The following is a 13,162-nucleotide window of genomic DNA, read 5'->3' as shown; positions in this document are numbered from 1 at the left end:
CAATTCCATAAAGAGGGAACAGGTGACGCCACAAGGCGCTGAAAAGAGAAGCCGGTCAAAGCCGGCGCGGTCCCGCCGCTGTAAGGGGAGCGAATCTGCATAGATATGTCACTGGATGAACATCTGGGAAGGCGCAGAGGAGCGATGAACCGAGCCAGAAGAACTGCCTGTCCGAAAATCACCGTTACGACCTGCGAGCGATGGGAAGGCGATTGCTATCAGCAAAGCTGTGTCTTTGTGGCACGGTTTTTTACGATAGGAAGGCTTTTTTCGCGTGCGTGCGAGGAGAGCCTTTTTTGTTTGAGTAGACTTAGTCAAAGGAGGAAACACAATGAAACATTGGCAGAAGATGCTGGCAGCCGGCCTGGTGTGCACGGCTGCTCTCGGCTGGAACCAGACTGCGACAGAGGCGGCGTACCAGCTCAATCCGGAGGTGAAGCATGCGACGATGGCCCTGAAACAGGCATCGGAGATCGGCGTGCTCAAGTATGAGAATCCGGCACTCAAGGATATGGCCGATAAAGATGCCATTGTCGTCATGACATTTGGCACGACGTATAAGGATACGCGCGCCAAGACGATTGATGCGACGGTCAAGGCCATCGAGGCGGCGCATCCGGGTGTCAAGGTCGTGACGGCCTACACCTCGCACATCATCATCGACCGCGTGGCGAAGAACGAGGGTATCAAGTTCCCGACGCCGGAGGAGGCACTTGATGCCCTCAAGGCAGAGGGATACAGCCGCGTGGCACTCGTCTCACTCGACGTCATCCCGGGCATGGAGTACAACTACGACCTCGGCGTCTACCACAACTACAAGGACCAGTTCAAGAAGATGACGCTCGGCACGTCGCTGATGTACTGGCAGGGCCAGGAGGGCCAGGCCGATGATGTGACGCAGACCATCAAGGCGCTCGCGACGCAGTTTCCGAAGCAGGGCAAGCACGATGCCATCCTGATCATGGCGCACGGCACGCCGCAAGTCTCGAATGCCTATTACTCCGTCATCCAGGCCAAGATTGACGAGCTCGGCTACAAGAATGTCTTCGTCTACACGGTCGAGGGCTGGCCTTCGCTCGAGACGGTCATGCCGAAGCTCAAGCAGAACGGCATCAAGCACGTCACACTGATGCCGATGATGATGGTCGCCGGCGATCACGCCAACAACGACATGGCAGGCGCTGAGCCCGACTCGCACAAGTCGATCCTCGAAGCCGCCGGCTACAAGGTCGACGCCTACATCCACGGCATCGGCGAGAATGCGGCCATCCAGTCCCTCTACCTCGAGCGCGCCAACGATGCCTGGAATGCGCTCGAAGCGAAGTGAGAGGCGTGATATTTCTCATGGCAGAGAGCTTCATTTTCCGCTATAATGGATAAGTCGAAACTCCGAGCGAAAGCACTCTAAGGATGATGTCTTTCATCTATGAGGCTGAGCCTGGGTCAAACCCACAGGGCAGTGCTGGAAATGGCACTGCCTTCCGTTTTTGAAAAGGAGCTATGCACCATGAAAAAACTACTCACACTGATGGCAGTCTGCCTGCTCGCACTCGCGAGCGGCTGCGGAGGCCAAAGCCAATCGACCACATCTGCCAAGGAACCCGTGGAACTCCACGTCTCTGCAGCGGCAAGCCTGACCGATGTCATGAATGAGATCGGCAAGGCGTACGAGGAAGAGCACCCAGATGTCAAGGTCGTGTTCAACTACGGCAGTTCAGGGGCGCTGCAGCAGGCCATCGAGAATGGCGGCACGGCGGACCTGTTCTTCTCTGCGGCGCAGAAGCAGATGGACGCCCTCGACAAGAAGGGCCTGCTGAAGGAAGGCACGCGCAAAGATCTCCTTCAGAATGAAGTCGTGCTGATCGTCCCGAAGGACAGCGATAAGGACATCACCTCGTTTGACCAGCTGACGAGCGACAAGCTCCAGCACATCGCCCTCGGCGAGCCGAAAGGCGTGCCGGTCGGCCAGTATTCAGAGGAAATCCTCACAAAGCTCGGCATCCTCGATGCGGTCAAGGCCAAGGCTGTCTATGGCTCAGATGTCCGCCAGGTCCTCGCCTGGGTCGCTTCGGGCGAAGCCGATGCGGGGCTCGTCTACGCGACGGATGCAGCCATCTCGCAGGATGTCCGCGTCGTAGCCAAGGCCCCGGCAGGCACGCATAAAGACATCGTCTATCCTGCCGCCATCCTGAATGACACAAAACATCTCGATACGGCAAAGGATTTCCTGGCCTTCGTCTCGAATGATAAGAACAAGGAACGCTTTGCGAAGTATGGCTTTGAGGTGAAATAATGGAATACGCACCGCTCTTCCTCACAATAAAGACAGCTGTGGTGGCGACGGTGGTCACGTTCTTTCTCGGCATTGGCCTGGCTCTGGCCGTCGCGCGCATGCGGCGTTTCCAAGGGCTGGCCGATGCCGTTATTACGTTGCCGCTCGTCCTGCCGCCGACGGTCGTCGGCTTTTTCCTGCTGCTCGCCTTTGGGCGCCGCAGCGCTATCGGCAGGTTCCTCTTGCAGTTCGATATCACGATTGTCTTTACGTGGAAGGCCGCGGTCATGGCAGCCATCGTTGTCTCACTGCCGCTCATGTACCGCACGGCCCGTGGCGCGTTTGAACAGCTTGATCCCAATATCATCGGCGCCGCGCGCACGCTCGGCGTCTCGGAATGGCGCATTTTCTGGTACGTCCTTGTGCCGAATGCGCGCTCGGGTATCCTCGCGGGTCTCGTGCTCTCTTTTACGCGTGCGCTCGGCGAGTTCGGCGCGACCATCATGTTTGCCGGCAACATCCCCGGGATCACGCAGACGATGAGCACCGCTGTTTACGCCGCGGTGCAGGCCAACGACTACGATTTGGCCTTCGAGTGGGCGGTGGTCATCATCATCTTCTCGCTCGTCTTTGTCAGTCTGATGAATATCCTGATTTCACGTACTGGTGCGCCGCAGCGGCGGGAGGTTTGAGATGGAGTTAGATGTCAAGATTGAGAAGAAACTGCGCAATTTCACGCTCCGGGCCGATTTTACGCTGCGCGATGAGGTCTTTGCCCTGCTCGGCGCTTCAGGCTGCGGCAAGAGCATGACCCTCAAGTGCATCGCTGGGCTCGAGCGCCCCGACCGCGGGCGCATCGTGCTCGACGGCCGGGTGCTCTTTGACAGCGAGCAGGGCATCGACCTGTCCCCGCAAGAGCGGCGCGTCGGCTATCTCTTTCAGAACTTTGCCCTTTTTCCCAATATGACGATTGCCGAGAATATCCGCTTTGTCGCGCGGGGCACGCGGCAGCAGCGCGAGGCACGCGTGCGCGAGAATCTCGCGCGCTTCGACCTCACGGAGCTCGGCAACGCGTACCCGATGGAACTCTCGGGCGGCCAGCAGCAGCGCGCGGCGTTCGCGCGCATCCTCGCGTCCGATGCGAAGATCCTGCTGCTCGACGAGCCGTTCTCGGCGCTCGACCATTACCTGAAGTGGAAATTGGAGCTGGAACTCCGCGAGGTGCTGAAGTCGTATGGCGGCGCAGCCGTGCTCGTCTCGCACGACCGCGGTGAGGTCTATCGTCTGGCAAGCCGTGCCGCTGTCATCGAGCGCGGCCAGATGCAGCCGCCGCATACGCGCGATGCGCTCTTCGAGAATCCGCAGACGCTCGCGGCGACGCTCTTGACGGGCTGCAAGAATGTCTCGAAGGCGGAGCGTCTCGATGCGCATCGTGTGCGGGCAGCAGACTGGCAGCTCGACCTGACGGTCGCGGCGAGAGAGCCGCAGTCCGTCGCGTATGCGGGACTGCGGGCGCACTTCCTCGAATACCGCGAAGGGGCAGAAGACCCTGCGCGCAACATCTTCTCGATGGAAGTCGCGGATGTCATCGAGGATACCTTTTCGTATCTCGTCATGATCCGGAGCGCCGGGCATCAGGCCAGCTGCATCCGCTGGGAACTGCCGAAGGCAGAGTGGAGGGCTATCAAGGCACCTGTGCTTTCGGTATACTTCCCGCCGGAGAAGATCATGCTGATGGAGTCCTGATGCCATGCCCGTGGCGGCGGGGAAAGTCTGCATGCAGATTGTTCGGCAAGGATAGGAGGGATTATCATGAAACGGAGACAGAAGGGAATTCTGGCAGTCATCCTCGTGCTGCTCGTCGGCGCGGGAATCTTTGCCTATCATCACCATGAGGAAGCGGCAAAGCAGGCGGCTGCGCGGGAGCTCACGCTCTCAGGCAATGTCGACGTGCGCGAGGTGACGCTCTCCTTCCGCGGGAGTGACCGCGTCAAGGACATCCTGGTCGAGGAGGGCGATACGGTCGAAGAGGGGCAGGTCCTCGCGCGCCTCGACACGGATGAGCTCAACATCAACTTGCGCAAGACGAAGGCTCAGATCGCGGCGCAGCAGAGTACGGTCGCGAAGCTCCACAACGGCACGCGTGCCGAAGAGATTGCGCAGGCACAGCAGCGCTACAAGGCAGCTGAGGCAGCTGCCTCGAACGCACAGGGCATCTACGAGCGCCGCCAGGCCGTCTACGACAGCGTGGAAGGCGTGAGCGAGCAGGATCTTGACAACGCCCGCTCACAGGCTGAAGCCAAGCAGGCGGAGCTTGAGGCGGCCAAGGAGGCCCTGCGCGAGGCGCGCAACGGCCCGCGCTCAGAGGATATCGAGGCGGCTGAGGCCAATCTGCAGGCATTGGAAGAAGAGCAGTCGCGCGAAGAGTATCTGCTCTCGCAGTACGAGCTGCGCGCCCCGATGAAGGGCGTCATCCGCTCGCGGCTGCTAGAAGTGGGCGACATGGCCTCGCCCTCGACGCCTGTCTTCAAGCTATCCTTGCTCGACAAGAAGTGGGTCCGTGCCTACGTAAAGGAGAGTGACCTCGGCCACATCTACGAGGGGCAAAGCGCCAGGGTCTTCATCGACAGCCAGAGGGACAAGCCAATCGCTGGGCAGGTCGGCTACATCTCGGATACGGCGGAGTTCACGCCGAAGACGGTGCAGACAGACGAGCTGCGCACAGCGCTCGTCTACGAAGTGCGCATCTACGTCGATGACGCGGAGAACGTCCTGCGCCTCGGCATGCCGGCGACAGTCAAGATCGAACTTTGAGCAGGGGGTGATCGCATGGAGATCATCGAAGCGAAGGGGCTCAGCAAGGTCTTTGTCCTGAAGGACGGCAAGCAGGTGACCGCTCTGGGCGGCATTGACCTATCTGTGCCGGAAGGACAGCTCACCGCTCTCGTGGGCCCGGACGGTGCGGGCAAGACGACGCTGATGCGGCTCGTCTGCGGGCTCATGACCAAGACGGACGGCAGCCTGCAGGTGGCGGGCCTTGATGTCACGCAACGACCGCAGGCGGTGCAGGATCTGCTCAGCTATATGCCGCAGAAATTCGGCCTCTACGAGGACCTGACCGTACAGGAGAATCTTGACCTCTACGCAGACCTGCACGGTGTGACGCAGGATACAAGGCAGCAGCGCTTCCGCCATCTTCTCGAGATGACGGAGCTGGCGCCCTTTACGGAGCGCCTCGCCGGCAAGCTGTCGGGCGGCATGAAGCAGAAGCTCGGCCTCGCCTGCACGCTCGTGCGTTCGCCGAGACTCCTGCTGCTCGATGAACCGACGGTCGGCGTCGACCCGCTGTCGCGTCGCGAGCTTTGGCAGATCCTGCAGCAGCTCGTGCGCGAGGAGCGCCTTTCCGTGCTCGTCAGCACGGCGTACATGGAAGAGGCGGCACGCTGTGAAAAAGTCTATGTGCTCAATCACGGCCATTTCTTGAAAGGCGGTACGCCGGCAAAGCTGCGTGAGGTCGCAGCGGGCATGTGCTACAAGGTGACGCCGCCGGAGGGGATGCCCCTGCGCTCGCTGCAGAGCCGCCTGCTCGCGGAAAAGAGTGTTATCGATGCCGTGCCGTCTGGCGGCGTCGTCCGCTTCATCACGCGCGGTAATCCTGTGGAACTCAAGCCTCTCGCGCGCTTGTCGTTAACGGCTGAAGCCATCGAGCCGCGCCTTGAGGACGGCTTCATGACGCTCCTCAAGGAGGATGTACAGGAGCAGGGCGGGCCTGCTGTGCAGACTGCCGCGGCTTCGTCCGGGCAGATGGGAACTTTTTCGGAACGCTCGAGGGTGGCTGCGCCTGTGGAGATCGAGGTGCACGACCTCGTGCGCAGGTTCGGCGACTTCACCGCCGTCTCGCACACCTCATTCTCGGTGCACCGAGGAGAGGTCTTCGGTCTGCTCGGGCCAAACGGCGCGGGCAAGACGACGACGTTCCGCATGCTCTGCGGCCTTTTGCCGGCGACGAGCGGCAAGATCTCCGTAGCCGGCGTCAATCTGCGCACGGCCCGCATCGAGGCACGTGCGAAGGTCGGCTATGTTGCGCAGAAATTCTCGCTTTACAGCAGCCTTTCCGTTTATGAGAACCTGCGGTTTTTCGGCGGTGCCTACGGCCTCTATGGCGCACATCTCTACGCGCGCATCCAGGCCGTCCTGCGGGAATTTCACCTGCAGGACGTGGCGGACCATGCGGCCGGCAGCCTGCCGGGCGGCTACAAGCAGCGCCTTTCGATGGCCGCTGCGCTCATCCACAAGCCGGAGATCCTGTTCCTCGATGAACCGACGAGCGGCATTGACCCGCTGGCCCGCCGCACATTCTGGCAGAAAATCACGGCGCTTTCGGAGCGCGGCACGACGATCATCATCACGACGCATTTCATGGAAGAGGCGGAGTACTGCGATCGCTTCATGATACAGGATCACGGCAGGATGCTCGTGCTCGGCAGTCCCGAAGAGATCCGCCAGCGCATGCGCCTGCCGGATGCGACCATGGATGACATCTTTGTCGCGATTGTCGAGCAGGCGCGCAGTGAGGCGGAGAAGGATAGCAAGGCAAAGGGGGCGGTATCATGACAAGTGGATTCTGGCGGCGCCTTCTTGCACTGATGCGCAAGGAGACGCGCGAACTCCTGCGCGACAACAGCAGCCTGGCGCTCGGCGTCGTGCTGCCGCTCGTGCTGATTCTGATCATCGGGTACGGCATGAGCCTCGATGTCAAGAACGTGCCGACGGCCGTGGTCATCGAAGACAGTTCGCCCCTGGCCCGCCAGGCCGTGAGCTTCACGCAGGGATCGGAGTATTTTCAGCCGGTCTTTGTCACATCCCTGCAGGAGGGGGAGCAGATGATCCGCAGGCACGAGGTCGATGCCATGCTCGTCGTGCCGCCGGATTTCTCGGCGCGCTTTGCCGAGGGCAGGGGCAAGCTCCAAGTGATCCTCAACGGCACGGAAGCGACAACGGCCATGAGCGCACAGGGCTATTTCGAAGCGGGCATCCTGACGTGGGCGGCAGAGGAAGGTGCCAGGCACGGCCTGTCTGCCGGCGGCATCGAAATCGTCCCGCGCATCTGGTTTAATGATGCGAATACGAGCACGTGGTTCTATGTGCCGGGCATCCTCATGCTCGTCCTGACCATCAGCGGCGTCTTCCTGACTTCCGTCGTCATGGCGCGGGAATGGGAGCGGGGCACATTCGAGTCGCTGTTCGTCACGCCGATGAAGATCCTGGAGCTGATCCTTGCCAAGACCATCCCGTACTTTGTGATTGCCATGATCGGCATGTTGCTCTGCCTGGTGGTCGGCCGCGAGCTCTACGACCTGCCGATGCGCGGTTCGCTCGTGCTGATCATCGGGGAGTCGATGCTCTACCTCGTCGTATCGCTCGGCATCGGCCTCGTCATCTCGGCGCTGACCAAGAACCAGTTCCTCGCCTGCCATGTCTCGCTGATGATCAGCTTCCTGCCATCGGTCGTGCTGTCGGGCTTCCTGTTTGACCTGCATGCGGAGCCTGCGGCCATCCGCGTGGTCAGCAGCCTCATCCCGACGACCTACTATCTGGAACTCATGAAATCGCTCTTCCTTTCGGGCAATTACTGGCCGCTAATCGCGCGCGATACGGCCATCCTCCTGGGCTTCGCCCTCTTCTTCCTCGGCTGGGCCTTTCATATGACGCGAAAGAAGGTGGAGCCATGAACATTTCCCTGCAGCGTTTTCTGCGCCACCTTTATTTCCTCTGCCAGAAGGAGTTGCTCTCTCTCTTCAAGGACCCGCGCATGCGGATCCAGCTCGTCATGCCCGTCATCATCGAGGGCTTTTTGTTCGGCTATGCGGCCAACTACAACATCGAGGAAGTGCCGTATGCTGTCGTCGATCGTTCGGAGACCTCTTCGGCGCGCGATTTCCTCGCGCATGTCGCCGGTGCCCCGACGTTCTCGTGCTATGCAGTCTGTGGCAATGTACAGGAAGTCAGCACACTCATCGATGCCGGCGAAGTCCTCGGCGGCATCATCGTGCCCGAAGACTTCGAGAAAAAACTGGAACATGGCGAACCGGCGCCTGTACAAGTCATCACGGACGGCCGCAATCCGATGATCGCCTCGATGGTCAAGAGCTACGTCACAGAGATCGCCGCTTCTTGGAGTGAGGCGAAGGGCTTTTCCAGACTGCCGGTCTCCATTGAGACGCGCACGTGGTTCAATCCGAATCAGCTTTCGCGCTGGACCTTCCTGCCTTCATTCCTCGCGATGATTGCCTTTGTGCAGGTCATGTTCCTCGCGGGCCTCTCGATTGCGGAAGAGCGCGAGCAGGGTACATTTGATCAGCTGCTCGTCACGCCGTTCTCGCCGACGGAGATCCTGATCGGCAAGGCGACACCGCCGGTGATCGTCGGCCTGTTTCAGGCCGCGATGGTCTTCCTCATTGCGCGGTTCTGGTTTGAGGTGCCGTTTGCCGGCAACTTGTTCACGCTGCTCTTGACCCTCTTCATCTTCATGGTCAGTACGACAGGCCTGGGCCTTTCCATTTCGTCCGTCGCGAAGAATATGCAGCAGGTTCTCGTTTACCTGCTCGTGCTCATGATCCCGATGGTCCTGCTGTCCGGCCTCGTGACGCCAATCCACAATATGCCGGAGTTCCTGCAGATCATCACGTACGCCGACCCCATGCGCTTCGTCATCGATGCCGTGCGCCGCATCTACCTCGAGGGCGCGGGCCTTTGCGACATCGCCTGGGACTTTGTGCCGATGCTCGCCGTGGCGGCTGTGACCATGCCGCTGGCCGGCTGGCTCTTCCGCCATAAAACGACATGACGACAAAAAGGGGCTGTGGACAAAATGGTTTTACATTTTGTCACAGCCCCTTTTCCTGGTTCGATCCCTGCTTTGCAGGTCAGCGTATCTTGGCGTGCTCGCGGACGAATGTTTCGATGTTGGCGAGATGCGGGTTCTTGCGGAGCTCGTCTGGTTCATAGGTGATGAGCAGGCTGCCGGTGTTCAGGGCGACTTTGGCATCCGTGACGCCGCTGAATGAACGGACGAACGAGGAGACCTGATCGGCGAGCTTGTCATTGCCGGCGAGCGCGAGGTTGTAGACGCGGATGCGGCCGGGCGCGTAGCTGGCGATATCCGTGCCGGCGAGAAAGGCGTGCAGGGAGATGGACTCTGCCTTGTCGACGGCTTTGCGCGCGGTCTTTCCCGCAAACGCCTTGACATCATGCTCGAGTTTCCCGGCGTGCTGCAGGCCGTGGAGAATGGAGAGCAGGCCCCAGACTGCGCCGAAGGCGACATGGAGTTTCTTCCCCGTGAAGATCGTGGCGATGGTTGCGATGCCGCTGACCGTCAGGGGCAGGCCGAGGGGCAGTCGCTTGAATGATTTGTTCATGCATATTCCTCCTTTGTATTGCATATGAGAATGATTCGCCGTAAAACAGAGAAATCCTCTCAAAACCCCTTTTCATCTGCAAAAAAGTGTGAGAGAATAGGGAAGTATCATCGAATTTTTGTTTATTAGAGGAAGGATTTCAGGAATATGATAGAAGTGCAGCATCTCGTGAAGAGATTCCCGCACAAGGACAAGGCGGGGCGGGCGGCCTTCAAGACGGCCGTCGATGACTTGACGCTCTGCGTCGGGAACGGCGAGATCTTCGGGCTGCTTGGCCCGAACGGCGCGGGCAAGACGACGACGATCCGCATGATGACCATGCAGGCGCGGCCGACGAGCGGCATCATCCTCTACGATGGGCTCGATACGCGCCGGGATGCGCGGCGCATCAAATCGCTTATCGGCGTCGTGCCGCAGCACGTCAACTTCGACCAGGACCTCACGGTCGGCGAGAATCTGGAGCTGCACGCACGGCTGCATCACATGGGAAAAGAAGAGCGCCGCGCGCGCATCGAGGAGCTCCTGCGCTACGTCGAGCTTGCCGATGTCATAAACGACGGCGTCAGGCGTCTCTCGGGCGGGATGAAGCGGCGGCTGCTCATCGTGCGGGCGCTCCTGCACCGGCCGCGCATCCTGTTCCTCGACGAGCCGACGGTGGCGCTCGATCCGCAGGTCCGCCGGCGCATCTGGGCGCTCGTCAAGGATATGGCCAAGGGCGGTGTGACGGTCTTTTTGACGACGCACTACATCGAGGAGGCAGAAGCGCTCTGCGACCGTGTTGCCATCCTCTCGAAGGGCCATCTCATCGACCTCGACACGCCGGCGAATCTGCGCCAGAAGATGGATCTGCCGAATCTCGAGGAAGTCTTCCTCGCGCTGACGGCGGAGGACGGTGCCGCTGGGAAGGGAGGGCGCGTATGAACATCAAGGAGAATCTCTTTGACATTGCGACGGTGTTCTGGCGCGACTGGGTCGTGCTCAAGCGGCGCATGGCGAAGTTCATCCTCTCGCGCATGGTCGCGCCGATGCTCTACCTCGTCGCGTTCGGCTGGGGCCTCGGGCGCAGCATCGAGGTCAGCTCTGGCACCTACCTCGATTTCCTCGTGCCGGGCATCCTCGCGCTCAATTCCATGAACATCAGCTTCAACAGCATCACACCGGTGCACGCGGAGCGCATCTACCACAAGAGCCTCGAGGAGTACATGATCGCGCCAATCTGGCCCGACGCCTTCCTGATCGGTAAGGTGGCGGCCGCTGTCGTGCGCGCACTCATATCGTCGGCCATCATCGTCATCCTCGCGCTGCTCTTCGGTGCGCATTTCCAGATGACACCGCTCTTCCTGCTCGTACTCGTGCTCAACTGCATCGTCTTTGCGGAGATCGGCTTCCTCGCGGCGATGAAGATCCGCACGTATGAGGAGATGGCGCAGGTCAATACCTACATCCTGCTGCCGATGTCCTTCCTCTGCGGCACGTTCTTCACGACGCAGTCGCTGCCGACGGTCGTGCGCTATTTCATCGAGCTGCTGCCGCTCACGCATACGAGCTACCTCCTGCGCGGCATCGGCAGCGGCGCGGAGGTATCGTATCTCTCCATTCTCGTACTGATCGCCTATGCGGCGGGCGGCTGGCTCTGGGGCAGCCGTGCCTTCCGCAGGCTGACCGAATAGATAAAAAGAAAGGAACTGCATCTTGTTCAAGACCATACTCCATCATCACGCCTCGTCGTGCAGCGATTGTACGAAGCTCTGCTGCACGAAGATCGAGGATTTCTCGGTCAAGATCGGCCGCCTGACCATCTTCGACCATGTCAACATCCACATCCATTGCGGCCAGCTCACGGCGCTCATCGGGCCGAATGGCGCGGGCAAGAGCACGCTTTTAAAAGCCATCCTCGGCGAGGTGCCGCATGGAGGGAGTCTCCATTACGTCGACGCGAAGGGCAAGCATACGGGCCATCCCGTCATCGGCTATGTGCCGCAGTACCTGCGCTTCGATGTGAGCTCGCCGACGAGCGTCATGGACATCTTCATGGCCTGCCTGACGCGGCGGCCCGTCTGGCTCTGCTCGGCCAAATCCCTGCGCCCGCGCGTCCTGAGGAGCCTCGAGCGCGTGCGCGCCGCGCACCTCATCGACCGCCGCCTCGGCGCGCTGTCGGGCGGCGAGCTGCAGCGCGTGCTCCTGGCGCTCGCGCTCGACCCGATGCCTGACCTCCTGCTTCTCGACGAGCCTGTCTCAGGCGTCGACCAGAACGGCCTCGAACTCTTCTATGAGATTGTTGCAGATTTGCGCGAGAAGGAGGACATGGCCATCATCTTGATCTCGCACGACCTCAACATGGTGGCCAAGCACGCCGACCAGGTCGTCCTGATGAATAAGGGCGTCGTCATGAGCGGCACGCCGGAAGAGGTCTTTGCCGACCAGCGCACCAAGAAGATCTTTGGCATGCTGGCTGGTGAATCCGCACAGGAAGCGGCGGCGGATATCCCTGCGGGCACGCAGGACACGGCTGGGGATACAGCAGATGAAGCGAGGGGGGCGGATGCATGATGGATACGATTTACAGCTTGATGGATGCGGTCCTGCCGTTTGCATGGCTCGGCAGCAACTTCATGAAGAATGCCTTCCTGGCCGTGCTGCTCGTCACGCCGCTCTTCGGCCTGATCAGCACGATGGTCGTCTCGAACCGCATGGCGTTCTTCTCGGATTCACTCGGCCACGGCGCGTTTACCGGCATCGCCATCGGCGTGCTCCTGGGCTCCGTTTCGCCGCTCTTGTCGCTCGTCGTCTTCTCGGTCGTCTTCGCGCTCTTCATCACCTACATCAAGAACAAGAGCACGGCTTCGACGGATACGATCATCGGCGTGTTCTCAGCAACGGCCATCGCGCTCGGCCTCATGATCATGAGCCACGGCGGCGGCTTCAACAAGTTCTCCTCGTTCCTCATTGGCGACATCCTGTCGATCACGCCGGACGATCTCTCGGCGCTGGCCGTCGTCTTCGTGCTCGGCCTCATCGCCTGGGGGCTGCTCTTCAACCAGCTGCTCGTGCTCTCCATCAATTCGTCATTCGCGCGCAGCCGCGGCATTCCCGCCTTCTGGATCGAGAGCGCCTTTGCCTCGCTGCTCGCCGTCGTCGTCTCCATCAGCATCCAGTGGGTCGGCATCCTGATCATCAACGCGATGCTCGTTCTGCCGGCGGCCGGCGCGCGCAATATCGCCAACAACGTCAAGCAGTACCACCTCTTCTCGGTGCTCATCGCGATGTTCTCGGGCTTTCTCGGCCTGATGCTCGCCTACTACTTCGACATGGCCGCCGGTGCGACGATCGTCGTGATCTCCTCGGTGCTGTTCTTCCTGACGCTCCTGTTGAAGCCGTACTTCAGCTGCTGAAGGTGGATATTATCGGTCCGCTGGGGGCAGACAGGGAGCGGAATCTGTGATAGGATAATAGGTAATGTTCATACGATACA

General features: G+C 60.5%; 13 protein-coding genes and 2 riboswitches. Of the genes, 12 read left to right on the top strand and 1 reads right to left on the bottom strand.

The genetic code is table 11. The features are described 5' to 3' along the window. The first annotated feature begins 3 nt into the window (after nt 1–3). Nucleotides 4–185, top strand: a riboswitch (cobalamin riboswitch). Nucleotides 186–331: 146 nt separating this feature from the next. The 8 genes from QDI87_RS04845 to QDI87_RS04810 all read left to right on the top strand — a co-directional run bounded on the left by QDI87_RS04845 (nt 332) and on the right by QDI87_RS04810 (nt 9,119). Then, nucleotides 332–1,327, top strand: coding sequence for a sirohydrochlorin cobaltochelatase (locus QDI87_RS04845; RefSeq protein ID WP_036373643.1), 996 nt, complete (start codon nt 332–334; stop codon nt 1,325–1,327). 48 nt (nt 1,328–1,375) lie between these two features. After that, nucleotides 1,376–1,514: riboswitch (molybdenum cofactor riboswitch) on the top strand. Next, nucleotides 1,508–2,293, top strand: a complete 786-nt coding sequence (modA, locus tag QDI87_RS04840; RefSeq protein ID WP_036373640.1) for a molybdate ABC transporter substrate-binding protein — start codon at nt 1,508–1,510, stop codon at nt 2,291–2,293. (Overlaps the previous riboswitch by 7 nt.) Beyond that, nucleotides 2,293–2,964 carry a molybdate ABC transporter permease subunit gene (gene modB / locus QDI87_RS04835; RefSeq protein WP_036373637.1) on the top strand — a complete coding sequence of 224 codons (672 nt, stop codon included), beginning with the start codon at nt 2,293–2,295 and terminating at the stop codon, nt 2,962–2,964. The genes modA and modB overlap by 1 nt, the downstream gene beginning before the upstream one ends. Before the next feature lies 1 nt (nt 2,965). Then, on the top strand, nt 2,966–4,018 hold the full coding sequence (locus QDI87_RS04830) for a sulfate/molybdate ABC transporter ATP-binding protein (protein ID WP_036373635.1): 1,053 nt from the start codon (nt 2,966–2,968) through the stop codon (nt 4,016–4,018). A 66-nt stretch (nt 4,019–4,084) separates the two neighbouring features. Beyond that, nucleotides 4,085–5,086 (top strand): efflux RND transporter periplasmic adaptor subunit, encoded by a 1,002-nt coding sequence (locus QDI87_RS04825; RefSeq protein ID WP_036373632.1) that lies wholly within the window; start codon nt 4,085–4,087, stop codon nt 5,084–5,086. A 15-nt stretch (nt 5,087–5,101) separates the two neighbouring features. Further along, nucleotides 5,102–6,886: an ATP-binding cassette domain-containing protein gene (locus tag QDI87_RS04820; protein ID WP_036373629.1), complete on the top strand. Its 1,785-nt coding sequence runs from the start codon at nt 5,102–5,104 to the stop codon at nt 6,884–6,886. Then, a complete protein-coding gene (locus tag QDI87_RS04815) occupies nt 6,883–8,004 on the top strand; it encodes an ABC transporter permease (RefSeq protein WP_055160018.1) in 1,122 nt (373 codons plus the stop codon). Before QDI87_RS04820 ends, QDI87_RS04815 begins: the two co-directional genes overlap by 4 nt. Next, on the top strand, nt 8,001–9,119 hold the full coding sequence (locus tag QDI87_RS04810; RefSeq protein WP_036373623.1) for an ABC transporter permease: 1,119 nt from the start codon (nt 8,001–8,003) through the stop codon (nt 9,117–9,119). The genes QDI87_RS04815 and QDI87_RS04810 overlap by 4 nt, the downstream gene beginning before the upstream one ends. Before the next feature lie 79 nt (nt 9,120–9,198). Here QDI87_RS04810 and QDI87_RS04805 read toward each other — a convergent pair whose 3' ends face one another. Further along, nucleotides 9,199–9,690: an HMA2 domain-containing protein gene (locus tag QDI87_RS04805; RefSeq protein ID WP_051652117.1), complete on the bottom strand. Its 492-nt coding sequence runs from the start codon at nt 9,688–9,690 to the stop codon at nt 9,199–9,201. Between the two features lie 147 nt (nt 9,691–9,837). Here QDI87_RS04805 and QDI87_RS04800 point away from each other — a divergent pair, with 147 nt between their 5' ends. Genes QDI87_RS04800 through QDI87_RS04785 form a run of 4 tightly spaced genes read left to right on the top strand, consistent with a single transcriptional unit; the run spans nt 9,838 to nt 13,082 of the window. Then, entirely contained in the window at nt 9,838–10,611 is a 774-nt protein-coding gene (locus QDI87_RS04800) for an ABC transporter ATP-binding protein (RefSeq protein WP_036373622.1), read from the top strand. Next, the gene (locus tag QDI87_RS04795) at nt 10,608–11,360 is read left to right on the top strand and encodes an ABC transporter permease (RefSeq protein ID WP_036373619.1); all 753 of its coding nucleotides are present in this window, start codon (nt 10,608–10,610) and stop codon (nt 11,358–11,360) included. The genes QDI87_RS04800 and QDI87_RS04795 overlap by 4 nt, the downstream gene beginning before the upstream one ends. A gap of 22 nt (nt 11,361–11,382) precedes the next feature. Next, nucleotides 11,383–12,240: a metal ABC transporter ATP-binding protein gene (locus QDI87_RS04790; RefSeq protein ID WP_036373617.1), complete on the top strand. Its 858-nt coding sequence runs from the start codon at nt 11,383–11,385 to the stop codon at nt 12,238–12,240. Then, nucleotides 12,240–13,082: a metal ABC transporter permease gene (locus QDI87_RS04785; RefSeq protein WP_036374416.1), complete on the top strand. Its 843-nt coding sequence runs from the start codon at nt 12,240–12,242 to the stop codon at nt 13,080–13,082. Before QDI87_RS04790 ends, QDI87_RS04785 begins: the two co-directional genes overlap by 1 nt. The last annotated feature ends 80 nt before the right edge of the window (nt 13,083–13,162 follow it).

The organism is Mitsuokella jalaludinii (assembly GCF_928722185.1).
Classification (GTDB): domain Bacteria; phylum Bacillota; class Negativicutes; order Selenomonadales; family Selenomonadaceae; genus Mitsuokella; species Mitsuokella jalaludinii.
The sequence above is the reverse complement of the archived record's forward strand: the minus strand, read 5'-3'. Positions and strand labels throughout refer to the sequence as shown.